This is a genomic window from Lancefieldella parvula (assembly GCF_963547875.1).
In the GTDB taxonomy this organism is placed as follows: Bacteria; Actinomycetota; Coriobacteriia; order Coriobacteriales; family Atopobiaceae; genus Lancefieldella; species Lancefieldella parvula_D.
Map to the genome: position 1 here is coordinate 24,123 of NZ_CAUUSI010000007.1, position 26,577 is coordinate 50,699.

Annotated in this window: 22 protein-coding genes and 4 tRNA genes; 23 read left to right on the forward strand and 3 right to left on the reverse strand. The window is 47.1% G+C overall.

All coding sequences use genetic code 11. From position 1 onward, the window contains the following. The first annotated feature begins 226 nt into the window (after nucleotides 1–226). From dnaN to gyrA, 5 genes are all read left to right on the forward strand, one after another. Nucleotides 227–1,327, forward strand: coding sequence for a DNA polymerase III subunit beta (gene dnaN / locus RWJ96_RS04035; protein WP_314019082.1), 1,101 nt, complete (start codon nucleotides 227–229; stop codon nucleotides 1,325–1,327). Nucleotides 1,328–1,342: 15 nt separating this feature from the next. Then, on the forward strand, nucleotides 1,343–2,434 hold the full coding sequence (recF, locus tag RWJ96_RS04040; protein WP_314019083.1) for a DNA replication/repair protein RecF: 1,092 nt from the start codon (nucleotides 1,343–1,345) through the stop codon (nucleotides 2,432–2,434). Beyond that, nucleotides 2,427–2,960: a hypothetical protein gene (locus RWJ96_RS04045; RefSeq protein ID WP_314019084.1), complete on the forward strand. Its 534-nt coding sequence runs from the start codon at nucleotides 2,427–2,429 to the stop codon at nucleotides 2,958–2,960. Before recF ends, RWJ96_RS04045 begins: the two co-directional genes overlap by 8 nt. Before the next feature lie 160 nt (nucleotides 2,961–3,120). After that, complete coding sequence (gyrB, locus tag RWJ96_RS04050) at nucleotides 3,121–5,064, forward strand: DNA topoisomerase (ATP-hydrolyzing) subunit B (protein WP_313994662.1); 1,944 nt, start codon at nucleotides 3,121–3,123, stop codon at nucleotides 5,062–5,064. Between the two features lie 62 nt (nucleotides 5,065–5,126). Further along, on the forward strand, nucleotides 5,127–7,889 hold the full coding sequence (gene gyrA / locus RWJ96_RS04055) for a DNA gyrase subunit A (RefSeq protein WP_314019127.1): 2,763 nt from the start codon (nucleotides 5,127–5,129) through the stop codon (nucleotides 7,887–7,889). A gap of 145 nt (nucleotides 7,890–8,034) precedes the next feature. Here the strand turns inward: gyrA and RWJ96_RS04060 are convergent, their stop codons facing one another. Beyond that, the gene (locus RWJ96_RS04060) at nucleotides 8,035–8,541 is read right to left on the reverse strand and encodes a bifunctional nuclease family protein (RefSeq protein WP_314019085.1); all 507 of its coding nucleotides are present in this window, start codon (nucleotides 8,539–8,541) and stop codon (nucleotides 8,035–8,037) included. 153 nt (nucleotides 8,542–8,694) lie between these two features. On the opposite strand from RWJ96_RS04060, the gene RWJ96_RS04065 reads away from it, so the two are divergent. The 5 genes from RWJ96_RS04065 (at nucleotide 8,695) to RWJ96_RS04085 (ending at nucleotide 13,240) form a co-directional block, all read left to right on the forward strand. After that, nucleotides 8,695–8,771: transfer RNA gene (locus RWJ96_RS04065), tRNA-Ile, on the forward strand. Between the two features lie 88 nt (nucleotides 8,772–8,859). Continuing rightward, nucleotides 8,860–8,935: transfer RNA gene (locus RWJ96_RS04070), tRNA-Ala, on the forward strand. 233 nt (nucleotides 8,936–9,168) lie between these two features. After that, a complete protein-coding gene (locus RWJ96_RS04075) occupies nucleotides 9,169–10,308 on the forward strand; it encodes an ABC transporter substrate-binding protein (RefSeq protein ID WP_314019086.1) in 1,140 nt (379 codons plus the stop codon). A gap of 139 nt (nucleotides 10,309–10,447) precedes the next feature. Beyond that, the gene (locus RWJ96_RS04080; RefSeq protein ID WP_314019088.1) at nucleotides 10,448–12,157 is read left to right on the forward strand and encodes an iron ABC transporter permease; all 1,710 of its coding nucleotides are present in this window, start codon (nucleotides 10,448–10,450) and stop codon (nucleotides 12,155–12,157) included. Nucleotides 12,158–12,160: 3 nt separating this feature from the next. Continuing rightward, nucleotides 12,161–13,240 carry an ABC transporter ATP-binding protein gene (locus RWJ96_RS04085; RefSeq protein ID WP_314019090.1) on the forward strand — a complete coding sequence of 360 codons (1,080 nt, stop codon included), beginning with the start codon at nucleotides 12,161–12,163 and terminating at the stop codon, nucleotides 13,238–13,240. A gap of 61 nt (nucleotides 13,241–13,301) precedes the next feature. Here RWJ96_RS04085 and RWJ96_RS04090 read toward each other — a convergent pair whose 3' ends face one another. Continuing rightward, on the reverse strand, nucleotides 13,302–14,300 hold the full coding sequence (locus RWJ96_RS04090; protein ID WP_314019091.1) for a LacI family DNA-binding transcriptional regulator: 999 nt from the start codon (nucleotides 14,298–14,300) through the stop codon (nucleotides 13,302–13,304). 252 nt (nucleotides 14,301–14,552) lie between these two features. Between RWJ96_RS04090 and RWJ96_RS04095 the strand changes: the two genes are divergently transcribed. From RWJ96_RS04095 to typA, 5 genes are all read left to right on the forward strand, one after another. Then, a complete protein-coding gene (locus RWJ96_RS04095) occupies nucleotides 14,553–14,873 on the forward strand; it encodes a PTS fructose transporter subunit IIB (protein WP_035427112.1) in 321 nt (106 codons plus the stop codon). A 44-nt stretch (nucleotides 14,874–14,917) separates the two neighbouring features. After that, on the forward strand, nucleotides 14,918–15,988 hold the full coding sequence (locus tag RWJ96_RS04100) for a PTS fructose transporter subunit IIC (RefSeq protein WP_314019094.1): 1,071 nt from the start codon (nucleotides 14,918–14,920) through the stop codon (nucleotides 15,986–15,988). Nucleotides 15,989–16,117: 129 nt separating this feature from the next. Continuing rightward, complete coding sequence (locus RWJ96_RS04105) at nucleotides 16,118–17,398, forward strand: class II D-tagatose-bisphosphate aldolase non-catalytic subunit (protein WP_314019096.1); 1,281 nt, start codon at nucleotides 16,118–16,120, stop codon at nucleotides 17,396–17,398. 169 nt (nucleotides 17,399–17,567) lie between these two features. After that, on the forward strand, nucleotides 17,568–18,026 hold the full coding sequence (locus tag RWJ96_RS04110) for a hypothetical protein (RefSeq protein ID WP_314019098.1): 459 nt from the start codon (nucleotides 17,568–17,570) through the stop codon (nucleotides 18,024–18,026). Nucleotides 18,027–18,153: 127 nt separating this feature from the next. Continuing rightward, nucleotides 18,154–19,992, forward strand: coding sequence for a translational GTPase TypA (gene typA / locus RWJ96_RS04115; protein ID WP_035436650.1), 1,839 nt, complete (start codon nucleotides 18,154–18,156; stop codon nucleotides 19,990–19,992). A gap of 504 nt (nucleotides 19,993–20,496) precedes the next feature. Here the strand turns inward: typA and RWJ96_RS04120 are convergent. Next, nucleotides 20,497–21,240, reverse strand: a complete 744-nt coding sequence (locus tag RWJ96_RS04120; protein ID WP_314019100.1) for a TRIC cation channel family protein — start codon at nucleotides 21,238–21,240, stop codon at nucleotides 20,497–20,499. A 126-nt stretch (nucleotides 21,241–21,366) separates the two neighbouring features. Here RWJ96_RS04120 and RWJ96_RS04125 point away from each other — a divergent pair. The 8 genes from RWJ96_RS04125 (at nucleotide 21,367) to rplI (ending at nucleotide 26,166) form a co-directional block, all read left to right on the forward strand. Further along, a tRNA-Ser gene (locus tag RWJ96_RS04125) sits at nucleotides 21,367–21,457 on the forward strand. A 38-nt stretch (nucleotides 21,458–21,495) separates the two neighbouring features. Further along, a tRNA-Ser gene (locus RWJ96_RS04130) sits at nucleotides 21,496–21,586 on the forward strand. A gap of 119 nt (nucleotides 21,587–21,705) precedes the next feature. After that, complete coding sequence (locus RWJ96_RS04135) at nucleotides 21,706–23,091, forward strand: DUF4013 domain-containing protein (protein ID WP_314019102.1); 1,386 nt, start codon at nucleotides 21,706–21,708, stop codon at nucleotides 23,089–23,091. Between the two features lie 307 nt (nucleotides 23,092–23,398). Continuing rightward, nucleotides 23,399–23,692, forward strand: a complete 294-nt coding sequence (gene rpsF, locus RWJ96_RS04140) for a 30S ribosomal protein S6 (RefSeq protein ID WP_035427103.1) — start codon at nucleotides 23,399–23,401, stop codon at nucleotides 23,690–23,692. Nucleotides 23,693–23,744: 52 nt separating this feature from the next. After that, nucleotides 23,745–24,197: a single-stranded DNA-binding protein gene (locus RWJ96_RS04145; RefSeq protein WP_035427101.1), complete on the forward strand. Its 453-nt coding sequence runs from the start codon at nucleotides 23,745–23,747 to the stop codon at nucleotides 24,195–24,197. 48 nt (nucleotides 24,198–24,245) lie between these two features. Next, nucleotides 24,246–24,518: a 30S ribosomal protein S18 gene (rpsR, locus tag RWJ96_RS04150; RefSeq protein WP_012808120.1), complete on the forward strand. Its 273-nt coding sequence runs from the start codon at nucleotides 24,246–24,248 to the stop codon at nucleotides 24,516–24,518. A gap of 32 nt (nucleotides 24,519–24,550) precedes the next feature. Next, nucleotides 24,551–25,609 carry a DUF2232 domain-containing protein gene (locus RWJ96_RS04155; protein WP_314019104.1) on the forward strand — a complete coding sequence of 353 codons (1,059 nt, stop codon included), beginning with the start codon at nucleotides 24,551–24,553 and terminating at the stop codon, nucleotides 25,607–25,609. Between the two features lie 32 nt (nucleotides 25,610–25,641). Beyond that, entirely contained in the window at nucleotides 25,642–26,166 is a 525-nt protein-coding gene (gene rplI, locus RWJ96_RS04160; protein WP_035427096.1) for a 50S ribosomal protein L9, read from the forward strand. Nucleotides 26,167–26,577: the final 411 nt, after the last annotated feature.

Consider the following 26,577-nt stretch of genomic DNA (forward strand, 5'->3'; position numbering starts at 1 on the left):
AACCTGTTAGTAAGGTGTTAATTGATGAAGAGAAGTAATGGTTTGTTGTTGAGAGTTTAAGAGGGGGAGTTTTACTTTGTTTATGAATGTCAAAAATAAGCAAACAAATCTGACCTCTAGAAACATATTTCTACCTCTAGAAATGTAAAGCTTTCTTCTTTTCAACATAGCTTATTATTACTACGATATTTTTATTCTTATCTAAGAAATAATAGAAAGGGTCGTCATGAAATTTACCGTAAGTCAATCCGCTCTCCAGACGGCACTTGATATTGTTTCTAAAGGCATTGGTTCTAATACAACACTTCCTATTCTCTCTGGCATTTACCTTAAAGCATTCAATGGCATGCTTGAGCTACAATCCAGCGACTTAACTATTTCTATTAAGCATCAAATTGCAGCAAACGTAGAAGAAGAAGGAGAAACAGTTGTTTCTGGAAAGGTTATCCAGAACATTGTTAAAAATCTTCCTGACGCTGCAATTACTTTTGAAGGTGGAGAGCGTACGCTTTCTGTAACATGCCAGCGTTCTTCTTTTAGACTTAATACTCTTTCTGCTCACGACTGGGCTCAATTCCCAGAGTTTGATCTTGAGAAAACTTGTGAGCTCCCAAGCCAGCTTCTATCAACTATGGTTGATAAGGTGTATCGCATAACTTCTAAGGAAGCTTCTCGTCCTATTCTTCAGGGAATTTCTCTTACTGTTGAGGACAACACTATTCGTCTTGTTGCTACTGACTCATTCCGTCTTGCCGTTTGTGATTCCAACACAGATACTCCAGCAGGTGAGTCTTTTACTGCAATTATCTCTGGTGAAGTGTTCCATGACGTTCTTTCCATGCGTAGCATGACTGAGAAGGTTTTGATTGGTACTACAGATAACCAGGTAGTCTTCCAGTTTGGAAATACCACTCACATTTCTCGTAAGATTGAAGGTCACTTCCCAGACTATAAGCAGCTACTTCCTACGTCTTGCACTGCGTCAGTTGATATCAACGTTGAAGATTTTTCTGCAGCCCTGAAGCGCGTCTCTGTTATTGCACTAGCAAATCCTTCAGTTCGTTTTGATGTTGACGCCGACGGTAAAGAAGTTAAGCTCTCTGCATCCTCACCAGATCAGGGTGAGTCTTCCGAGCATATTGAAGCTCAGATTGAGGGAGATTCCCTTTCAATTGCTTTGAATTATCACTATGTCTTTGATTGTGTAAATGCTGCTCCTTCTAAGGATCTTCTGCGTCTTGAGCTACAAGGTCCTTCTCAGCCAGCTATTTTCAAATCAAACGGCAAGGTTAACTACTTGTATCTTCTGATGCCTGTTCGCCTCTAATTTGATAGGGGTTGTGTGGGACTTAAAGTTGAACATGTTTCGCTGTATAACTTTCGTTGTTTTTCTTCGAAAGAGATAGATTTATCTGCACAAACTACTATTTTTGTAGGAAAGAACGCTGCAGGTAAGACGAATACTGTTGAAGCATTACAACTCCTTACTGCTGGATATTCTTTTAGAAAACCAACACCTTCACAGCTCCTTCTCACAGGTACTTCTGAGGCAAAGATAGAGATTTCTCTTACAGGAGATGGAAGAAAGCTAGAAAATACCTGCACCATTACAGAACGCCGTCGTCAATTTTCAAAGAATGGCAAGAAATGTCAGGCTGCAGACATTTCTGGAACACTGATGTCGGTACTTTTTAATCCCGATGACCTTTCAATGATTAAAGGTGGCGCATCGTATCGCCGAGAAGAATTTGATGACTTTGGCCGCCAGGCAAATAAAAGCTACTTCAAGGTTTTCTCGGCATATACCAAGACAGTTGAACAAAGAAATAAGCTGCTTAAATCTGATTGGCCAGATGAAAACTTGCTTGATGCTTGGGATCTTTCACTTGCAAGAGGAGGGGCTACGCTTCTTCATGCACGAATCCATTTGTTTGATCGCTTAGCAAAGAAGACATGTGAGATTTACCGGGAACTCTCTGGTGGAGAACACCTAGAAATGAACTATATTTCTTCAATTGGAGAGGTATCTCTTGAAGCTTCTAGAGAAGAAATTACTGATCAATTCTTGAAGGCATTAAGCGCAGCTCGCACGGATGATATTCGTCGTCAGCAAAGTACAAAGGGACCTCATCGAGACGACGTTGAGTTTTTAATTGAGGGTAAAGACGCTAGAAATTTTGGTTCTCAAGGTCAAATTAGAACTGTCGTTTTAGCACTTAAGATGGCAGAAGTTCTCCTTTCAGAAGAAATACTTGGCGAGAAACCCTTGCTGCTTTTAGATGATGTTATGAGCGAGCTTGATGAAGACCGCAGAAAAGCCATCATGGAATTTGCATTCCATGACATTCAAACGGTAATTACCACTACAAACCTTGGGTATTTCTCTGAAGAGGTTTTAGAAAAAGCGCAGATAGTTAGGTTTAGCGATGAATAATCAACAAGAAACACCTGCGCGCGGTGGCAATGAAAATGCAAAAGATTTAATGAGTTCTCTGCTTGGAACCTTCAGAGATTCTAAGAGCATGTCAAAAAATCGTCGTGCCTATCTTGCGTGGGTTGAAGCAAATGGTGAAAGAGAGACAGAACATACAACCGGCGTATTTGTTAGAGAAGTTGCTGGTAGAGAGTACCCTGTACTTACAGTCTATGTAGATAATCGTATGTGTATGATTGATTTTCTTGCACAGAGAGAAATTTATAGAGCCAGGCTCTCAGAGCAAGGTCTGGAGTTCTCAGACCTTGAATTTAAGCTGGACAAATACAACAGACATGCTGGTAAAGAAGATGACTCATCAGAAAAGCAAGCACAGGGCCAAAAAGAAGAGAAAAAAGATCTTCCAGAACTCACCGCGGAAGAAAAATCACAAATTTCTGAGTTAGTTTCTGACCTTTCTGAGCCACTTAAGTCAACGGCTTATAAAGCGATTGAAGCAAGTTTTAGACAAAAAAAGAGTCTTTAGTCTAATCTGTCACTAATCTGTCCTTAAATCTGTTTACAGAGCCTCTCAGATATAAAATATTACTGTTCAAACAATGAAATTTCTCTGTGCCGAGTTGATTTTGGCTATTTCATAGTAAAATAGTCATATCATTCCGCTCACAATTGAAGAGAGGACTTACGTGGCAAAAGAAAATAAGTATGACGGTACAGAGATTAAGATTCTTGAAGGCCTTGAGGCTGTTCGTAAGCGTCCAGGTATGTATATTGGTACAACTTCAGCTTCTGGTCTGCATCACCTTGTTTGGGAGATCGTAGATAACTCAGTCGATGAGGCAATGGCTGGTTATTGCTCCAAAATTAAGGTAACCGTTCATCCAGATAACTCTATTTCTGTTGAAGATAATGGTCGTGGTATTCCTGTAGACCTTCATCCCCAGAAAAAGATCCCAACTCTTGAGGTTGTTCTTACTATCCTTCATGCAGGTGGTAAGTTTGATAACAACGCTTATAAAGTCTCCGGCGGTCTTCACGGCGTTGGCGTTTCTGTTGTAAATGCTCTTTCAAAGAAGCTTGTTGCGCAGGTTAAGCGTGATGGAAAAATCTACGAGATGGTCTTTGAGCGCGGTAAAACCGTTCAGAAGATGAAGGAAATTGGTACTTCAAAATCTAACGGTACTACCATTACTTTCTGGCCAGATGACATGATCTTTGAGACCACCACATATAACTTTGACACACTTCGTGACCGTCTCCAGGAAACCGCATTCCTTAACAAGAACCTTAAAATTACTCTTGTTGATGAGCGTGAACTTACTCCTCGTCAGGTTGATTTCCAGTATGCGGGCGGCATCATTGATTTTGTTAAGTACCTTAATGACGAGAAAACCGTTTTACCAGGACTTTCTCGCCCTATCTATATTGAAGGTAAGTCAGACCCTGACGCTCCCATGTCTCAGATGGGCGAGGTAGAGGTTGCTATTCAGTGGAATACTGACTTCAGTGACAGAACTCTTTCTTTTGCAAACGACATTTTCACTGAGGAAGGCGGAATGCACCTCGAGGGCTTCCGTACTGCTCTTACTAAAGTAGTAAATGATTACGGCACTAGGCAGGGAATTCTTAAAGAGAAAGACCCTAAGCTTGAGGGCGGCGATATTCGCGAGGGCTTAACTGCTGTTATTTCAGTTAAGCTGCCAGATCCTCAGTTTGAAGGACAGACAAAGGCAAAGCTTGGTAGTTCTTACATGAGAACTCTTACCAACAAGATTGTTACTCAGGGTCTCTCAGAGTACCTGGAAGAGCATCCAAATCAGGCAAAAGAGATTCTCAAGAAAGCATCTCAAGCTGCAAAAGGCCGTCTTGCTGCTCGTAAAGCTCGTGAAGCAACACGCCGTAAGGGACTTCTTGAGTCAGCTGCTCTTCCTGGAAAGCTTGCAGACTGCTCCGTTCGCGATGCAGAGATGACTGAGCTCTTCATCGTCGAGGGTGACTCCGCAGGTGGTTCTGCAAAGATGGCACGTGATCGTTCTATTCAGGCAGTCCTTCCACTTCGCGGAAAGATTTTGAACGTTGAGCGCGTACAGGCTCACCGTGCACTTTCTTCTGACACCATTACTTCGCTGATTACCGCTATTGGTACTGGTGTTGGAGATGAATTTAATATTGAGAAGGCCCGTTATCACAAGATTGTTATCATGACCGATGCTGATGTTGACGGCTCTCACATTAGAATTCTTCTGCTTACCTTCTTCTATCGTTACATGAAGCCAATGATTGACGCAGGTTATATCTACGTTGCTCAGCCTCCTCTGTATCAGATTAAGCCAAAGGGTAAAAAGAACGGTAAATACATCTATACCGATGAAGAACTTGCTCTAGAGACAAAGAAGTTTGAGGACAACACTAAGTTCACCATTCAGCGTTATAAGGGTCTTGGTGAGATGGACCCAGAGCAGCTTTGGGCAACCACTATGGAGCCAAAGAACCGCATTCTTCTTAAGGTAACCATCGATGATGCTCTTGCAGCTGATCGCGCAGTCTCTGACCTTATGGGCAACCAGGTTGAGAAGCGTAAAGACTTCATCCAAACACACGCAAAAGACGTCCGCTTCCTGGACATTTAATGGTTTCTCGCTAAATCATTAGACAGAAAATGAAAGGGTAACTTGTGGCAGACGATAAAAATATGAACGATGATCTTTTTGGTGCAGACGAGGATCAAGACCTTGATGCACAAAACGATATGGATGAAGAATACGAAGATGATGAGGTAGAAGAAGACTCTGACGAGTTTGACCCAGAGACTGGGGAAAATTTAATAACGGGAGAAACTTCACACATTATCTCTGATGAGGCTGGTACTCGTCTTGACCTCTCAGACATTCACGGTGGCACGCTTAAGCCAACCGATTTGTCCTCAGAGATGAAGACTTCCTTCCTCGAGTATTCCATGTCTGTTATTGTTGCTCGTGCACTTCCAGATGTTCGAGACGGCCTTAAGCCTGTTCACCGCCGTATTCTGTACGCAATGAGCGAGGCAGGCATTACGCCAAACCGTCCACATAAGAAGTCTGCATGGGCAGTCGGTGAAGTCATGGGTAAGTACCACCCACACGGCGACTTTGCTATTTATGACTCCATGGTCCGTATGTCTCAGGATTTCTCGATGAGACTTCCTCTGATTGATGGTCACGGAAACTTTGGCTCTATCGACGGCGATCCACCAGCAGCAATGCGTTATACCGAGGCACGTCTTACCAGAAGTGCTATGGAGATGCTGGCGGAGCTTAACAAGAATACCGTTGATCTTCAGGCAAACTATGATGAGTCTCTGACAGAGCCAGCTGTTCTTCCTGCTCGTTTCCCAAATCTTTTGGTTAACGGTTCTTCAGGTATTGCAGTTGGTATGGCCACCAACATTCCTCCTCACAACCTTGGTGAGGTTACTAACGCTGTCTGCATGATGATTGAGAACCCTGACGTTACCACTGAGGAGCTCATGACCGTTCTACCTGGTCCTGACTTCCCAACAGGCGGCATCATCATGGGCACTCAGGGCATCAAGGATGCCTATGAGACTGGTCGCGGTTCTATTACGGTCCGCGCAAAGGTTCACGTTGAGCAGGTCAAGAGCGGTCGCCAGCGCCTTGTTGTTACCGAGATTCCTTACCAGGTTAACAAAGGTCTTCTTCAGGAGAAGATTGCTCAGGCAGTCAACGAGAAGAAAATTGAAGGCATCTCCGACATGCGCGACGAGTCAAATCGTAAGGGTATGCGCATCGTCTTGGATCTCAAGCGTGATGCTGTTCCACAGGTTGTTCTGAATAACCTGTACAAGAAGACTCAGCTTCAGTCCAACTTTGGCATCATTGACCTGGCCTTGGTTGACGGTGTTCCTCGTACCCTTTCTCTTCGTGAGATTCTTCGTCACTACATTGATCACCAGATTGATGTTGTACGCCGTCGTACTGAGTTTGACCTGGACAAGGCACAGAAGCGTGTCCACATTTTGGAAGGCCTTCTGACCGCAGTTGATAACATCGATGAGATTGTCCACATCATCCGCAGCTCGCAGGATGATGCTGAGGCAAAGAAGCGCATGAACGAGCGTTTTGGCCTGGATGAGATTCAGGGCGAGGCAATCCTTCAGATGCGTCTGCGCCGCCTCACCGGTCTTGCTCGTCAGGATCTTGTCGACGAGATTTCCCAGCTCAGACTTGATATTGCCTACTACGAGGATCTTCTCGCTCATGAGGAAAAGATTCTGGCTGTTATTGCTGATGAGCTTCGTGAGATTTCCAACCGTTACGCTGACAAGCGTCGTACGCAAATCTCCGACCAGGACATTCAGAACCTGGACGTCGAGGATCTTATCGCCGAAGAGGATATGGTTGTTACCGTTACTCACGCAGGTTACGTAAAGCGCGTTCCTGTTGAGATTTATCGCTCTCAGAAGCGCGGCGGCAAGGGTGTTCAGGGCGTCTCTCTCAAAGAGAACGATTTTGTCGAGAACCTCTTTGTTGCTTCTACCCACGACTACGTGCTGTTCTTTACCAACCTTGGTAAGGTGTATCGCCTCAAGGTCCACGAGCTTCCTGTTGGTAGTAGAACTACAAAGGGCAGCGCCATCATCAATGTCATCGAGACACTTGCAGAGGGCGAGAAGGTCAAGGCAGTCATTACTACCCGCGACTTCCCAGAAGACAACTACCTGATGTTTGCTACTAAGCAGGGAATGGTCAAGAAGACAGCAATGTCTGAGTACGACCGTACCCGTAAGGACGGCCTCATTGCAATCAACCTTAAGGATGGCGACGAGCTGGTTAACGTCCGTCGTGTCCACCCAGGTGACAAGGTTGTTCTGTGCTCCTCCGACGGCAAAGCAATCCTGTTTGACGAGGCAGAGGCAAGAAGCATGGGCCGCGGTACCTCGGGCGTTCGTGGTATCACGCTCAAGGGCAATGCAACTATGCTTGGCATGGAGATTACCAACGGCAACGGTGACCTCTTTGTTATTACCGAGAAGGGCTACGGAAAGCGTACGGCAATTTCTGAGTATCCAGTTCACAAGCGTGGTGGCCAGGGCGTCTTTACCATCACAATGACGGAGAAGAAGGGTAACCTGGTTGCCTGCCGTGTTGTTGGTCCTCAGCACGAGATTATGATCATGTCCGAGGAGGGCGTTGTAATCCGCGTCAAGGCTGGCGATATCTCCAAGCTTGGCCGCTCCACTCAGGGCGTCAAGGTTATGAACCTCTCTGGTACTGACGTTGTTTCTGCAGTTGCTCGTATGGTTGCCAACAAGAAGAAGGCTCCTAAGCATGCAGAAAACCAAGGCATGCTTGATCTAATGGCAGCAGGCGCTCGTGATGCTGATGAGGCAGAGTCTGTTGACCTCGGAGATGAAGAGGAAGTACTGGACGATTCACTGCTGGATGATGACGAATAAGCATTTCAGCTATACGTAATTTGAAGAGCTCAGGAGGTAATTCTCCTGGGCTCTTTTCGTTTACCGAGAAAATCAGCACGCTAACGGTAATGATTTTTATATAAAAGATAAGCCAGTTATTTAAAAGTAAGCCATAAAGCAGGACTTATGAGAAATCCTCAGGAGAGACATCCTCAATAAACTGGCGGAACTCCTCAAGCTCTTGGGCCTGAACGTCCTTCTCGACATCAGTAAAATCTGGAGCAGCAGCAATTTCCAGAACGCTCTCGTCTGCAAAGATGGGAGCGTTTGTTCTTACTGCCAGCGCAATTGCGTCGGATGGGCGAGCGTCCACATAAATATGCTCTCCCTCTTTGGAGATGAGCTCAATTTGCGAGAAGAACGTGGTGCCGTGGACGCCAACAATACGCACGCTTTTAATATCTGCGTCCAGAGAATCAAGAACGGAGCGAAGAAGGTCATGCGTGAGCGGTCTCTGGGTAGACTCTTGATCTATGCCAAGGCTGATAGCAGATGCCTCAATGTTGCCAATCTTGATGGGGAGACTTAAAGAAGAAATGCCACGAGGATCATGAAGACGCAGGACAATAACGGAAGAGATTGGTCCTCCTCCGACAACAACCGTCTGTATGTCCATGCGCTTTAGTGACACAAATACTCCAAATAGCACGCTATTTATCAATCTTTGGGCAGATAGTCTACGACTCTCTGTTCTGCTTTCATACCCAATTTCAAGAAACTTTAAAACAAAACAAAAAAAGTGTTGACCTACGAGAAGTATGGAGGTATTATTTTTCCCTGCGTTGGGCCTGTAGCTCAGTTGGTCAGAGCGTCCGGCTGATAACCGGGAGGTCACAAGTTCAAACCTTGTCAGGCCCACCACTTTATGTGACAATAGTCACCCCAACGTTAGCCGAGTCGCCGTTGGGGTGATTATTAAAACCTTCTGGGCCCAACCAGAAGTCAGTACGGGGAATTAGCTCAGCTGGGAGAGCGCGGGCTTTGCAAGCCTGAGGTCAGGGGTTCGATCCCCCTATTCTCCACCAAATGTTCAAGGCCAGGGATTTTGTCCCTGGCCTTTTTGCTAGTTATTTTTCAAAATAGCACTCATAAAAGACGCAAAAGACGCGGTTGCGCCATAAAACATACCGATGACCGCTATTTTTACCCACTTATCGAATAGTTACATATTTTTACAACAAACATGAGTAGGATTTACACAGGAGTATGTTCTTTTCGTTGGCACTGTGGAAAACCACAAGGAGAGAAAAGAGTTCTTATGTCAAATCTTACGCGTCGTAACTTTTTTGGTGTAAGTGCAGTTGTAGCAGGTTTGGGTATCACCGCCTGTAAAAAGTCTGATTCAGATGCTGGTGAGAAGAAAGAATCTGACACCAACTCTACAGACGCGGTTGGAGCACCAGAAGAGCTGGTAAAGGCAGCAAAAGAAGAGGGTAAGCTGATTGTTTACGGCTCTTGTGAGGAAGAGTATCTAAACGCAGTTTGCGCCAATTTTAAGAGTCTGTATGGCATTGATGTTCAGGCACAGCGCCTGTCAACTGGCGAGGTTGCTGCAAAGATTGAGGAAGAGAACGGCCATCCATCAGCAGACGTTTGGTTTGGTGGCACAACCGATCCTTACAATGTCACCTCCTCAAAGGGTCTTCTTGAGCAGTACGAACCAAAGAATGCATCTCACCTCATTTCCGATAAGTTCAAGAGCACAAATAAGGACTGGTACGGAATTTATAAGGGTATTTTGGGAATTCTGTACGATAAGGAAGAGCTACAGCGTCTTAAGCTCGACGTGCCTCAGGACTACAAGGATCTTATCGATCCTAAATATAAGGGTCTTATCTGGTCTTCTAACTACAACACCGCTGGTACTGCAAAGCTGATCATCAACACCGTTATTCAGAAGTACGGTCATGATCAGGGTATTCAGTATCTTGTTGACCTTGATAAGAACATTGCTCAGTACACCAAGAGTGGCTCTGGTCCTTCCAAGGCTATTGGAGCCGGTGAGTGCACCATCGGAATTGGTATGCTCCACGATGGTATTTATCAGATTGTTGACCAAGAGCATGAGAATGTTGGTCTTCAAATTCCAAGCTCTGGCGCATCATACGAGGTTGGTGCAACCGCAATCTTCAAGGGCGCTGCACATCCAAACGCAGCTAAGCTCTGGATTGAGTATGCATTGTCTCCAGCTTGCGTCGATCTTGCTCAGAAGAACGGCTCTTACCAGTTCCTGGTAATTGACGACGCAAAGCAGCCTGAGATTGCAACTGAGTACGGTCTTGATCCAAATAACGTTATGGACTACAACTTCGAAGATGCTAAGAAAAACACCGAGCAGTATGTCAAGGACGTTATGCAGGCACTTGGTGGCGGAGACAGCCGCTTTAAGACCGAGTAAACACCACGCGGATAAGCAACTAAACAATGCTGTTGCTCAAGATCTGAGTGGCAGATTATACTGGGTAGGCAGAGATCTGCCTACCCAGTTCCACATAGAGCTTTGCGTATAGGTTTAGTGTTTCAGAGTTAGGACCAGCATGGCAAAATCCCAGAGCGCTCAACTTGAGCGAAAAAAGCTCCTTGGCGATCCAATTTTGATAACGACCATTGTCGTTCTTATCGCCTTCTTAACCCTTTTTATTCTGTATCCTCTTGCCATTCTTATGGTTGACTCTGTAGTCTCCGATAACGGAGTTACCTTTGATGTCTTTACTCGCGTCTTGGCCATGCCTTCCTTTAGCCATGCAATTACCAACACCCTTAGGGTTGGATTTGCAGTAGGCATTTTATCAGCGCTTATTGGTCTTCTTTTTGCGTATGTTGAAGTGTACGTAAAGCTTCGTACAAAGTTTATGACAGGCCTTTTCCGCGTTGTTTCCATGCTTCCTGTTGTTTCTCCACCATTTGTTCTCTCGCTTTCCATGATTATGATGTTTGGCAAGAAAGGCCTGATTACTCGCGGTCTTTTGGGAATTTTTGACAACAACATCTATGGCTTCTGGGGCATTTTTATTGTCCAGACTATGTCGTTCTTCCCTGTGTGCTACATGATGCTTAAGGGCCTGCTTAAAAACATTGACCCATCCCTTGAAGAGGCAGCACGTGACATGGGTGCAAGCCGCTGGAAAGTATTTACCAGCGTTACACTTCCTCTTATTTTGCCTGGTTTAGGCAACGCTTTTCTCGTCTCATTTATTGAGTCAATTGCAGACTTTGCTAACCCAATGATTATTGGTGGCTCCTACGATACCTTAGCAACAACTATCTACCTGCAGATTACAGGTGCGTACGACAAGCAAGGCGCAGCTGCAATGGCTGTTGTTCTTCTTTCCATTACGCTGCTTATGTTTGTTGTTCAGAAGTTTGTGTTGGAAGCAAAGAGTACATCTACACTTTCGGGCAAAGCAACGCGAGCTAGGATGCTTATTACAGACAATTCTGTTCGCATCCCACTTACCATTCTTTGCGCACTAGTCGCACTCTTTGTTATTGGCATGTACCTCTGCGTTCCTTATGGTTCGTTTGTTCGTTCCTGGGGCTCTAACTACGAATTAACAACAAAGTGGTTTGAACAGGTATTTACCAAGTACCACGGTCTGCAGGCGTTTAGCGACTCGTTTATGCTCTCGCTCATTGCGGCACCAATTACCGCTTTGCTTTCGATGATCATTTCTTATCTGGTAGTAAAGCGCCGCTTCCGTGGTCGTGGTTTTATCGAGGCTGTATCCATGCTTGCCATGGCAGTTCCTGGTACGGTTTTGGGTGTTGGTTATATTCGCGGTTTCTCAAGTGGTGTTATGCACACAGGATTTTTGCAGGGCCTGTATGGCACGGGACTTATCCTGATTATTGTCTTTGTCGTGCGTTCGCTTCCTACAGGAACACGTTCGGGCATTTCGGCGCTTCGACAGATTGATAAATCAATTGAAGAGTCCGCATACGACATGGGCGCCGACAGCTTTACGGTGTTTATGACCGTTACACTGCCACTGATTAAAGATTCGTTCTTGTCTGGCTTGGTAACGGCGTTTGTCCGCTCCATCACCGCAATTTCTGCAGTTATTCTCTTGGTTACGCCAGAATTCCTGCTTATTACCGTTCAGATTAATGAGTTTGCTGGTAAGGGTTCATATGGTATGGCCTGCGCTTTTGCAACAATTCTGATTGTTATTACCTATGGCTCGGTATTGCTTATGAATTGGGCCATCAAACACTTTGGCACCAGCCGAGCACTCAAGGAGGAGTAACACATGGCTACAGAGAAAAAAGGCGTTCGCCTTGAGCACATTTCCAAGATTTATCAGGATCAGAAGACTGGAAAAGACTTCTACGCAGTTCAAGACGCTAACATCACTATTGCTCCTGGCGAGTTTGTAACGCTGCTTGGCCCTTCTGGCTGCGGAAAGACCACTATTCTGCGCATGATTGCTGGTTTTGAGAGCCCTGATGAGGGAAAGATTTTCCTTGGCGATGAGCAGATTGATGAGCTTACTCCAAACAAGCGCGATACCGCTATGGTGTTCCAGAGCTATGCATTGCTTCCTCACTACAACATCTTTGACAATGTTGCCTATGGCCTCAAGCTCCGCAAAATGGACAAGGCAGTAATTCGCGAGAAGGTCCTTCATATCCTTGGTCTTGTTGGACTTGAGGGCATGGAAGAGCGTATGACCAACCAGCTTTCTGGCGGTCAGCAGCAGCGTGTTGCTTTGGCACGCGCTCTGGTTATTGAGCCAAGCGTTCTTCTCTTCGACGAGCCTCTTTCAAACCTTGACGCTAAGCTGCGCGTTGACATGCGTAACGAGATTCGTCGTATCCAGCAGGAGGCCGGCATTACCGCCATCTACGTCACACATGACCAGTCAGAGGCAATGGCGCTTTCAGACAACATCATCATTATGAAAAAGGGTGTTGTGGATCAGGTTGGCGATCCTCAGACGGTTTACTATCACCCAGCAGACGAGTTTGTTGCAGACTTTATTGGTGAGTCAAACTTCCTACATGCAACCATTGCAGACAAGCTTGATTCTGAGACTGCACTTTGCCGCTTTGAAGGCCATGAGTTTGAGGCCAGCGGATGCTCTCACCTGGATAAGGGCAAAGAGTGCTGCATTGTTCTTCGTCCAGAGTCCGCACGCCTTGCTGATGAGGGAACGCTTGCCTGCGAGGTAGTGCTTTCTCGCTTCATGGGCCACTACCAGAACTACCACGTTATGGTTGGAGACACGCTCATTAAGATTACGGACTTCAACCCTCGTACCCACAAGATTTATAACGTTGGTGACCACGCCTTTGTTGACTTCACCAGAGATGAGGTCCACGTTCTGTAAGTATTTTGGTTAAAGCAGTAACGTATGGCGAGAAGATCAGTTGGTCTTCTCGCCATTTTTGTTAGATGGTTGATTTGAGCCAATTAAGCTTGCACGTGAGCAGTTTGTGGTCGGGCTCAAGCGAGGGGTCTTTGATTCTTTTAAGGAGCATTTTGCACGCGGCATATCCCTCTTCATAGACGGGTTCAACAATAGTTGAGATGCTTTTAGCAGGTAAATCGGTCCAATCAGTGTTATTGAACCCTAACAGTCCAACTTGCTCTGGAATGACCTTTTCATAGGCATGCAAGGCGCTATAGACACTCTTGAGCGCCCACTGATTTGGCACAAACACCAGCGTTTTCTTTGACGGAAGAATGTGGTTGTTAAGCCATTGCGTGATTTCAGGGATAGACAACGTGCTTTGCTCTATGGTGAGACGCTCATAAGGTTTACTTGAGGCCTCTAAAGCATCAGTGAAGCCAGATTCTCGTTCAATTCTGGTTCGACCTTTTGGCTCTCCACCAATGATTAAAAAGTTCTCGTACCCACGCTCGACGCAGTGCGTTGCGGCTGAATAAACTCCGTCGTAGAGGTTACTTTTTATCCAGGAAGTATTAAGGGTGATGAGGTCGCAGTCAAAATAGACAACTGGTTTTCCAACTTTAGCAATGCGCCTGTCTATCGCTTTAAATTGATTGGTGGGCTGGATGAGCAGTCCATCTGCCCCAATTGAGAGCATCTTCTCGACCCAGTCGGCTTCAAGCGTGGGGTCAAAGCGAGAATTACAAATAATTGTCTGATATCCAGCTTCAAGAGCTGCATCTTCAATACCGTTAGTCATTTGGGCAGCCCAGGCATTAGTGTTGTCCAATATGAGAACAGCAATAATTCCAGAGCTCTTTTTGACCATGGCTTGAGCCTGGGCACTTGGAATATATCCCGTATTTTCAATTGCTTTTTTGATACGTTGCTTAGTTGCTTCAGACATCTTTTCAAAGTGTCCATTAAGGTAATTTGAAACGGTGGCAATGGAAACATTTGCTAATTTTGCAAGGTCAATGATAGTGGTCTTAGACATTGGCACTCATTTCACCGAAATTCTTACAATGTACTTGCAAAATACCAACGTTAGTGAGTGTGCTGGATTCTACGTTGGTTAAACGTTTAACAAAATTCATCATAACACAAGGTAGATTAGACGTTTACCGAAATCTTCTTTCAAAAAAGATTGAAACAATGCAAAGTATGAGTTGGAAACGTACGTCGTCAAAAGACGTGCTCGTGCGCCCCGCTTAGGGGCTCACAACTTACTTTGCGAGAGGACATAACCATGAACGTCGTTGCTGTATGCGCTTGCACGGTTGGAATTGCTCACACCTGGATGGCAAAAGAGGCCATTGAGAAAGAGTGTGAGCGTCGCGGCTATGAATTCAAGGTAGAGGCTCAAGGCGGTTATGGCATTGAGAACGAGCTTGAACAGGACGAAGTTGACGCTGCTGATGTTGTTCTTCTCGCCATTGCAATTGGCATCGAAGGCGACGAGCGTTTTGACGAGAAACGCGATGAAGGTCGTGTTCTTACGCTGGACCCATCGCTGGCTATTGCAGATCCAGCAAAGGTTATTGATCAGGTAGTTGCGCTGGCTGAGTAGCAAGCGCATAAGTGATAACGCAAGGAAGAAGAGAGGAGAAACCCATGGCAGAGGAAAAGAGTCCCTCAGTTTTGGGCAAGGTCGGTAAAGACCTTCTAAAGGCGTTTAACACTGGTGTTTCGTACTTTATTCCTATTGTCGTAGTTGGCGGAGTCTTCTTGGCATTCTCGCTTGCTACGGGAACTGCAGGAAAAGACGGTATCGAAGTCACCAATCCTTTGATGCAGAGCCTTAACCTTATTGGTATGGCTGGCATCAAGATGATGATTCCTGTCCTTGCTGCTTACATTGCCTATTCTTTGGGCGGAAAGCCTGCTCTGGCACCTGGTTTTGTCCTTGGTTACCTGGCAAGCAATCCTGTTCCTGTAGGTGAGGTTCAGGTTTCTACCGGCTTCTTGGGTGCAATGGTCCTTGGCGTTGCTGCTGGATACCTTGTCCAGTGGATGAAGAGCTGGAAGGTCAATAACACCATCCGTACCATCATGCCAATTCTGATCATCCCAAGCTTGTCTTCGCTGGCTCTTGGCATGCTTTACATCTATGTTTTAGCAGCTCCACTTGGCGCCTTCATGGACTGGCTGACCAGCCTGCTTTCAAGCCTTCAGGGTGGCTCTGCAGTTGTACTCGGCATTGTAATTGGCCTTATGACCGCATTTGATATGGGTGGCCCAGTTAACAAGACTGCTTCTACCTTCACCATGGCTCTTATGACCGCAGGTGTTTATGGTCCTAACGGCGCATTCCGTGTTGCAGTTGCTATTCCTCCACTGGTCTGCGGTGTTGCATCTCTTATTGCTCGCAGCAAGTTTGACGACACTGATAGGCAGATGGGTATCTCCGCAGTCTTCATGGGACTCATTGGTATTACCGAGGGCGCAATTCCATTTGCTGTTAAGGATCTTGCACACACCCTTCCTGCAATCATGATTGGTTCTGCAGTTGGTGCTGGTCTTGCTGCTTGGCACGGTATTGAGTGCTTTGTTCCTCACGGTGGCATGATTGTTGCTGCAGCTACAAACAACATTGCCCTCTACACCCTTGATATGGCAATTGGCGTTGCAGTTGGCGTTGCAATCCTTGTTCTCACCAAGCCAAAGCTTGAGGACAACAAGTAATACAGAGCGAGAAACGCATGTACTTTTTGGTTTTAGACCTTAAAAATTGAAGTTAAAAGGAGAGGGGCGTAGGGATTCAACCCCCACGCCCTTCTTATTACCAAGAAACGCTCTTGGGAAGGGGTAATTATGGAAAAGCTACCAATCAAAAAGGCTGTTGAAGGGTTGCTTAAGCTTCAAGACACAGGAAGGTCCGCCACACTGTTAGGAATCGGACCAATGTCACCCAACCTGCTCCAGGCAGCTTTTGAACTTGGTAGAGATTGCGATTTTCCTCTGATGTTTATTGCATCTAGAAACCAGGTAGACCTTGATGAACTTGGTGGAGGATACGTAAATTCTTGGGATCAGAAGCGTTTCTCGGAAGATATTGCTGAAGCAGCTCAGAAGGTTGGCTTTGACGGACTGTATTACCTCTGTCGCGACCACGGTGGTCCTTGGCAGCGCGACGAGGAGCGTAACGCTCACCTTCCAGAAGATGAGGCTATGGAGCTTGCCAAGAAGTCTTATCTTGCCGACATGCTTAACGGTTTTGACCTGCTGATGATTGACCCAACTAAGGATCCTTTTGAGATTGGCAAGGTTATTCCGCTTGATGTGGTTCTTCGCCGTACAGTTGATTTGATTGAGTGGTGCGAGAAGGAACGTGTTTCTCGCGGTCTTCCTGAGATTGGCTATGAGGTTGGTACCGAGGAAACAAATGGTGGCTTGACCTCTACCGACAAGTATCACACCTTCATTGAGCAGCTTAAGAGTGAGCTGACCGCCAAGGGACTGCCTATGCCAACCTTTATTGTTGGACAGACAGGAACACTTACGCGCCTTACTGAGCAGGTTGGTCACTACGATTTTGAGGCTGCCATTAGCCTTGCTGAGATGGCCAAGAGCTACGGCGTTGGTCTTAAGGAGCACAATGCAGACTACCTTGATGACGTGACGCTGCTTGAGCACACTCCTGCAAATGTAACCGCTTCAAACGTAGCTCCACAGTACGGAACAGAGGAGACTCGCGCATATTTGAAGCTTTGCGATGTAGAGGATCTTCTGGTTAAAGAAGGTCTCCTGAAGGCAGATGAGGTTTCCGGCTTGAGAAACACCCTGTTGGTCAAGGCAATTGAGACTGAGCGCTGGCGTAAGTGGATGGTGGGTGACCAGGTCAATCTGACTGTTGAGCAGATTCTTGCTGATCACAAACTGTCGCTGGATATTCTTGATATTTCTGGTCATTATGCATTCAATAACGACGAGGTCAAAGCCGCAACTGAGCACCTGTACAAGAACCTTGCTGAGTTCAATATTGATGGACAGCGCTTTGTGGTTGACCACATCAAACGTCCTCTTCGTCAGTATGTTGAGTGCTACAGACTTGAGGGAGTTACAACGCGCATCCGTGAGGCACTGGCAGAGTAAGTGCTCGTGCTTTCAGACACGGTATTTTGCCGTTATAACGCCTTTGCTGTCCAATTTTGGACAGATAGCTGACAAACCTAAGAGGTCGAAGGCTTTTTGCTTTCGACCTCTTTTCTTGTGCGATGTATCATAGAGAACAATAGTTACAAAAACGACGCTAAGGAGCGGCATGGCCGAAAACAACGAGCGCAAAGATGGAGTTTCTCCCCAGCTTGATATGCTCTCAACTGAGCTGCTTGGAGATGCGTTTGACCTGCTTGCAGATGGCCAATCACTCAACGTTTTGCTTGTAGTTGAGGACGCGTCAGGCACGGTTGCAAGCTATGAGTTCTTCGATGACGGCCCAGAGGAGCTGCTTGAGGGCGCCCATAAACGCGTGCTTGACCTGGCAAAACAGAAGCGCGATAAAGAAGCGGGACTCGAAGAACCTGTTCGCTATGCGCTTGTGTATGAGGGAGCCATTCAAGTGCTCAAAGAGGGCGGTTACGAAGATGCCGTGCTTCTTGAGTTTGGCGAGAAGGGCTATAAGAGTTTCTCGGCATATTCTTTAGTTCACGGAAAAGGCCAAGGCGACCAGTTTGTGTGGTCTGATCCTGCTCCAGCAGGGGAGCTTGAGCCACTTCTGTAATGAAAAAGCTGCGTTCATTGAAATTTCTGGGCGCTCTAGGCACGTAATTGCACTAAAGTTCTAAAGCTGATAAAAATTGGACCTGAAGTAGCAAGTCCAAACACATACCTTCGAGAGATAGAGACTTATGCGTCAAGACAACATCAGAAATATTGCTATCATCGCCCACGTTGACCACGGTAAAACCACCATGGTTGACCAGATGCTTAAGGCAACCGATGCATTCCGCGAGAACCAGCAGGTTCAAGAGAGAATCTTGGACTCCAACGATCAGGAGCGCGAGCGCGGAATTACCATTCTGGCAAAGAATATCTCTATTGAGTACAAGGGCGTTAAGATCAACGTTATTGATACCCCCGGCCACGCTGACTTCGGCGGCGAGGTAGAGCGTGTTTTGAAGATGGCTGACGGTGCGCTTCTCTTGGTTGACGCAGCCGAGGGCCCTATGCCACAGACTCGCTTTGTTCTGCGCCACGCTATCGACGCGGGCCTTTCTATCATGATGGTTGTCAACAAGATTGACCGTGATGGCGCTCGTCCAGAGGCTGTTGTCAACGATTCTCTTGATCTGATGATGGACCTTGGTGCAACTGATGAGCAGCTTGAGTTCACCATGGAGCACGTTATCTTTGCTTCTGGCGTTAACGGTTACGCTCGCCTTGATCCAAATGATGACAACGACAATATGTTCCCTCTTCTTGACATGATTATCGACGGCCTTCCAGCTCCAGATGTTGATATTGACGGACCTCTTGCTATGCAGTGCGTCACCATCGATCACTCCGATTACCTGGGCCGCATTGGTATTGGCCGTGTCTATTCCGGAACTGTTCATACTGGCGACAAGATTCTTGTTGTCAAAAATGATGGTTCCCGCGCCATGAGCCAGGTCAAGCAGCTGTTCACCTTTGACTACCTTGGCCGTAAGGAGTGCAGCGAGGTTGACGCAGGTGATATTGCGGCAATCGTTGGCGTTGATAACACTGATATTGGTGACGTCTACACTGACCCAGAGAACCCTGTTGAACTGGATCCAATTGAGATTGATCCACCAACTCTTTCCATTATTTTTGAGCCTTCTACCTCGCCACTTGTTGGCCGTGAGGGAGACATTGTTGGTGGCCGTCAGCTTAAAGAGCGTCTGATGACAGAGCGCGAGAATAACGTCACCATGCGCATCGAGGAACTTCCTGATAAGACGGGTATTGAGGTTTCTGGTCGTGGTATTTTGCACCTCTCCGTTCTTATGGAGAGCATGCGCCGCGAAGGCTTTGAATTCCAGGTTGGTCGTCCTCGTGTTCTGTTCAAGAAGGACGCTCAGGGCCACACGCTTGAGCCTATTGAGCAGGCTGTTGTTGAGTGCAACCCAGAGTATGCTGGCAAGGTTATTGAGGTCTTTGGTAACGTTGGCGGCACCATGTCCATCATGGATACCGGTGAGACTCAGACTCACCTTGAGTTCAAGATTCCAACCCGCGGCATCATGGGCCTCAAGACGCGCGTCATGAACGTCACCCACGGCGACGCTGTCTTCTACCACACCTTCCTTGAGTACGGTCCTTTTGCAGGTGATATTGGTAGCCGCCAGAACGGCGCCATGATTTCCATGTCCACCGAGAAGGCTGTTGCTTACGCACTTGGTACGCTTCAGGAGCGCGGCCAACTCTTTGTTTCTCCAGGCGTTGAGTGCTACGAGGGTATGCTGGTTGGTGAGCGTTCAAGACCAGGCGACATGGTTGTTAACATTGCGCGCACCAAATCTTTGGGCAACCAGAGGTCTTCAACTGCAGATATTTCAGTTCAGTTGACTCCTCCACGCCTGTTTACGCTGGAAGAGGCTCTGGAGTACATCATGGACGACGAGCTTGTTGAGATTACGCCACAAAACATCCGCATGCGTAAGCGTATTCTTTCCGAGACTGAGCGCCGTAAGTGGGCAGTCCGTAACGGTATGGTCAAGAAGTAACAGCGTCGTTTACAGATAACCAATCTGGCGAGAAGAACTTGCGGCTGCAAGGGTTTCTCGCCAGTTTTGTTTTAGGTAGTTCACATGCGGGTGATTATGATTCTGCAGCGTGTTAACGCCGGCTTTTAGGCCTAGCGCACAAAATAGCGCAGCTTTGATAAGTTTTGCTAAAGAATTGACATGTTCCTAATCAAGATAGCCAGGCAGTTAGACGGTCGCACTACCTGATATGCATCTTTATGCATAAACTTTATCCAATATGCTTAAACATGAATAGAGAAATATAAGAAATTTAACTATCGGGAAATTCTGTATCTACGGAACACACCTAAGTCGGATAATCTGCTCAGATGAGGGCATTTTACACATCTAATGACGATAATCTGCATGATTGAGGTATTTTCTGCGTCATGTATACGTCTTTTTAACAGATTATCCGACTTAGGTGTGTTTTGAACTGACTCCCATTTCTCGTGTCCAAGAAATGGGAGTCAGTTCAGAATGCTACTTTGATGGGGTGTTCTGCTCAGGTTGCTTACCCGGCTTCTGAGCTTTGTGACGAAGCTTGTTAACACTGCGCATTACGTGCGGCGTAAGGTCAACGTCGGCCGGAGAAAGTACGTTGTACTTGAGCGACCAACGCCTCAGGCAAACGGTAACTGCAACGCAGACAACGGCTGCCCAGATTTTGGTGACTCCAGCGTAGGAAACAAGTGCCCAATATGAGGTGGCGCCAGCAACTGCGCAAAACGCGTAGAGATTGCTTCGTTGGAAAATACGAGGTATATCGCCAAGAAATACGTCGCGAAGCATGCCGCCGCCAACGCCCGTAATGCTTCCCATCAAAACAACCGAGAAGGGAAGCAAGTGATATACCAGGGCTTTATCGGTACCAACAACAGCAAAGAGGCCAACGGAAATAATGTCGGTCCACTCGAGCATGCGTGGGAATCTATCAAGCGGTTCGGGGAACATAAAGAGCAGCATGGCAGTTAGCACCGCCGCCGGAATGGCGTAGGGCGAGTTGAGCATGTAGACGCCGCCTTCTTGCATCATGACGTCCCTGATAAGTCCGCCGCCCAGACCGCCCAAAAGTCCAAGACCCACAAAGCCCACAAGGTCCAAGTGACGATCTCTTGCAACCAAGATTCCCGAGATTGCACCAATAATTACTGTTAGAAGGTCTAGCCAGTAGGGGATGCTCACAGAAATTGCATCTGTGCCATATGGCGAGAAAAACGGTGGCATCCATACCTCCTACTGGTGTTTTTGTTTTTATTAGTATGACAATACTACACAAGTATTAAAAATACACAGAACTTCTCGCCCTATATTGGTAAGAAATCCGCTATACTGTCCCGTGCGGTTTTATATGGAGAGTTGTCCGAGTGGCCGAAGGAGCACGATTGGAAATCGTGTAGGCGTCTAAAGCGTCTCCAGGGTTCAAATCCCTGACTCTCCGCCAGAATTTTCACGGCGCCTACGGGCGCCGTTTCACCCTTCGGAGGGGTGGCAGAGTGGTTGAATGCGGCGGTCTCGAAAACCGTTTACCCCTTCTAGGGGTACGAGGGTTCGAATCCCTCCTCCTCCGCCATTTAACATTTTCATTTGATTAATTGTTACCAATAAAGATATATTTATTTTTCGATTTTATATAGAATGTTTAGGCTTTGTAATTCGATGTCATCTTTTTTGACACGAGGGGAGAGTTAAATGGCTGTTTCAGCAGATGAGTTGAATGGCTACAGGCGCGATCGCTACTTTGCACGCTCCTGGGCACTTCTGACTTTGGAAAAGGGTTGGTGGAAGCCTGTCCTTATTATGGCTCTGTTTGGTCTTATTCCAGTTGTCGGAATTCTTGCACTTGTTGGCTATGCACTTGAGACTGCACGCGTAACTGCATGGGGCATCAACGCTGGTCCAAAGCAGAAAGACCTTAAGTTTGGTACCTATATTGTTACCGGCTTCAAGGCAGTTGTTATTGCACTTGCATTTGGTCTGGCATACAGCATTGCAACGGGAATTCTTTCTTTCATTCCAGTTATCAATCTGATTCTTATCCCAGTCTTTATTGTTGCAGCATTTGTTTATCCACTGTGCATCAATGTTATTCAGGTTCGCGCATCAGTTTATGGTCGCATCTCTGCAGGTTTTGCTTTTAAGAACATCTTTGAGATGATCAAGCATGACATGGGCGGTCTGTTCCGTATCTTTGGTATGGGCATTGTGCTTGGCATTGCTACCTCACTTATTATGGGCATCATCGGCGGTAGCGCTGCAATTAGCATGATTGTTAACATTGGCACTCAGGCTTTAACCATTGCAAGAACTCAGAACGTTACCGACCAGAGCCAGGTGGGTCTTATCATGCTTGCCCTGCTTGCACGTGGCGTCATTCAGATGGGACCAATTTTCCTGATTATTGGCTATATTGGTAACGTTGTTGGTCTTATCGTTATGCTTCTTATGCAGAACGCAATCGCTCTTTGGATGCGTCAGTTCAATGTTCCTGCATGGGGACAGAGCAACGATCCACTGCCACCATTCATTAACGATCCTCGTGATGGCGCAGCTGCTACGTATGCAGCTCCAGCACCAGTTGCTCCTACTGCACCAGCAGCAACCGCTGCCCCTGCAGCAGCGCCTGTTGCTGTTCCTGTTGCAGCACCAGTAGCACCTGCAGCACCTGCAGCTCCTGCAGCTCCAGCAGCTCCTGCTGCCCCAGTTGCTGCTCCAGCTCCAGTTGCACCTGCAGCCCCAGTTGCTGCTCCAGCTGAGCCTGTTGCAGCCCCAGCAGCACCTGCAGCTCCCGTTGCTCCAACAGCTCCAGTTGCACCTGCAGCTCCAGTTGCTCCTGCAGCACCTGCTGCACCCGCGGCTCCTGCTGCTCCAGCTGCGCCAGTTGCACCTGTTGCACCAGCAGCACCAGTGGCTCCTGTAGCTCCTGAGGCACCTGTTGCTCCTGCAGCTCCAGAGCCTGCACCAGCTTCAACTGTTGTTGTTGAGCCAATTATCCCAACAGCTCCAGAGGCTCCTGAGGCACCAGCTGCTCCAGCAGATGCACCAACTCAGAATCCTGAGGGACCTGCAGCTCAGTAATGTAGAGCGCATATAAACGAAACGGCCATCATGCAGATTGTGTGATGGCCGTTTTTCTTATTTAATCCCATGTTATTTGAGTTATGCGTTTGACCATACCTTAGAAAGATTCGCGTCAAATCTTTGCAAGATTAAAGACAATTTGGTGACAAATTGCCAATTTAAGCTATATATGTGGACTGCATGTGAGAAAGTTTGTGGGCTAGTTTCGTATTTAAGCATTTATGTGGTATGATGCTTGGTCGAACTTTCCTGCTTCGGGTGCACCTTCACTTCCCGAAGCCATTAGCCCAGAGGAGGTGACAATATGAAGGCCTATGAACTGCTGTTTTTTGTTGACCCAGCTTCCACCGAGGAAGTCCGCGCTGGTGTAATGAAGCGTATTGACGTTGCTATCACCACTGACGGCGGAGTAGTCGACAGCGTCGAGGATTGGGGTAAGCGTAAGCTTGCTTTTGAGATCGACGATCTTACCGAGGGTGACTATACCCTCATCAATTTCCATGCAGATCCAACGCAGATTGCAGAGCTCGATCGAGTCCTGCGAATCAATGATGCTGTTAAGCGTCACATGATCGTGCGTCGAGTCGATAAGGACTAAGTCCTTGTAATGGAAAAGTGGAATTATTCCACGATGAGAGGTAGTGAGATTTATGAGTATTAACAGGGTTAACATTTCGGGCAACCTGACCCGTGACCCGGAGCTTCGCTCCACAGCAGGCGGTACCCAGATTCTATCCTTCGGCGTTGCGGTTAACGATCGTCGCAGGAACCAGCAGACTGGTGAGTGGGAAGATGTTCCTAACTTCGTAGACTGCGTAGTATTTGGCCAGCGTGCTGAAGCACTTTCCCGCTTCCTCTCCAAGGGTTCGAAGGTTGCTATTGAAGGCAAGCTTCGTTTCAGCTCCTGGGAGACGAAGGAAGGACAGCGTCGCAGCAAGCTTGAGGTTGTTGTCGATGAGGTCGAGTTCCTTTCTAGGAATCAGCAGGGTGGAGCCCCTATGTCACAGGGCGCACCATCTTATGCAGCTCCAACTCCACAGGCACCCGCTCCCGTTCCGGCTCCGCCAGACGAGGAGTTCTACGATGCTGATATTCCGTTTTAAACGTCAGACAGCAACACAGACGTTACTGTCATCTGAAAGGTAAAAGACATGGCTCAGCAGAAACAAGATTTCCAGCGCCAGCCGCGTCGCAAGTATTGCCAGTTCTGCAAGGAGGAGACTGAGTTCATCGATTACAAAGACACTCAGCTTCTTCGTAAGTACATGACCGACCGTGGCAAGATTAAGCCTCGTCGCGTCACTGGCACCTGCACGCAGCACCAGCACGACATTGCACTTGCTATCAAGCGCGCACGCGAGATGGCACTTCTGCCCTACACTGTCCCTGTGGTTTCCAGCCGCGGTGGCCGTAGTCGCGGATAACCTATCTGTTCTTTAGGTAGAGTTGGTTAGCAATGGATAGACCGGATTCAAATATTCCTCAGGCACCTGAAGGGTATTCTCGCCCAGAGAGTAGCTCGCAGAATGTTGCCGGTCCAAGCAACCAAAACGGAGGTAAACCGCGTCCGTTTGAGGCTCCAACATACAAGCAAGGATTTGTACTTTGCGTTGTTGGTGGAGTAATTACCGGGCTTCTTTCTTTTATTGGAGCCGCTTTGGTTGCGTATGGCATGGTAATTGCTGTCTATTGCAAAAAAGGGCACGGATGGTTTGGTCCTGCTATTACTTCAGTACTTGTTACGGGTGTAGCAGCTTATTTGCTCTCGGGACCAACGGAGGCGGCTACTTCAGTTACCGCTTGTGCACTTGCTCTTGGAGTTGGCTACGCTTTTGCAACAGAGAAACTCACCGTTGGCGTTGGGTCTCTTCTTGTAGGAGCAACGGCTTTGGCACTTCTGGGATATGACGCGTTTTTTGCCGCAATGGCAGGAACAACTCTTCCCGAGCTTGCTCAGAACGTATTTAATCAATACGCCTCGCAGGTCTCAGGTGCTTCTCCAGAGATCCAAGAAGGTCTTTCAACGGCAAAGGCACTCTTTATGCTCTTTTGGCCAACCAGCTATACCGGTATGGCGCTTTTATATTTTGTAATTGCGCGTTTTGGAGCTCGAACAGTGTATAAAGCACTGACAAGAGACCCACAGAAATTGCCACAGTTCCAGCTGATGGACGTTCCATTTTGGATATGTGCTCTTACCGTGGCCAACTTGTTTGTGTATGCACTTTCAAGCACCATTTTGTCTGCACAAGACATACTTCAGCTTATTACGTTGAATGTGTTTATGGCTCTTAGAGTTGTGTTTGCTCTTCAGGGCCTTGCAGTGCTCACATGGTTTGTGCGCGAGAAGCACTTCTCGCCAGCACTTTCTCTGTCACTGTTTGTATTGGCAGGCATGTTAGAAGTTCAGTTAGGCGTTATGGCTCTCGTAGGACTTATTGACGCCTGGGCAAACTTCCGAAAGCTCAATCGCTCAGGAAGCCAGGATTCAGAGTCCACGATAAACAACAACTAGTCGATACCATCGACTCATCAAAGGAGTTTCCCATGAAAGTTATTCTCTTGGGCGAGCTTCGCGGTAAGGGCGGCGAAGGCGACATCGTAGAGGTCGCACAGGGTTACGCGGAGAACTTCCTGTTCCCCAACAAGATTGCCCAGCCTGCTACACCGGGTAACATCAAGCAGCTTGAGGAGCGTCGTCACAATATCGCTAAGCGCGAAGAGCAGCGTATTGCTGACGCAAATGCTACCAAGGCAGCTCTTGATGGCAAGCTCGTAACTGTTGACGCTCGCATTGGCGAGGAGGGCCAGCTCTTTGGCTCCGTCACCACCGCTCAGATTGCTGACGCAATCGAGGCACAGCTCAACGTCACCGTTGATCGTAAGCGCATTGCTCGTAGCGCTGCTATCAAGACCGCTGGTCGCCACAATGTCACCATTGAGCTTTACCGTGACATCACCGCTACCGTCGTTGTTCTTGTTGGCGAGGACGATGCTGCTCCTGCAGAGGAAGAGACCGAGGAGGTTGCCGCTGAGGCAACCGTCGAGGTTGAGGTTGAGTCCGCAGAGTAGTTTTATGCATGCATAGAACACTGTTCTCCTGCATTTTTTGGTGGTTTATACAATTTCTGCAGTTTTCTACAGATTTGTAAGCTTTTATAAAAAGCTCAGCCATCTGAAAAGAATGGAATGTTTGTTCGAACCACCCCTTTGTGAAACATAACAAAGGGGTGGTTTTTTTATGTGTAGACGGAGCGGTATATTTTCTTGTGCTCTACCTGCGGTTATTCAAAATGTTATGTAAAACATATTCACTTAACCTGCGGAATTGTAATTTGATTTGTATAACCGCAGATAAGCAATTGTGTAGAAAATACTACGTGTCGAAAAAAGTCCAAAAAATGTTGAAAACGTTGAAAACTCAAGGAAATCCCGCTCAGGGTATGCGAGTTTTGGAAAATCGTGTTGAAGACTTAACTTTTC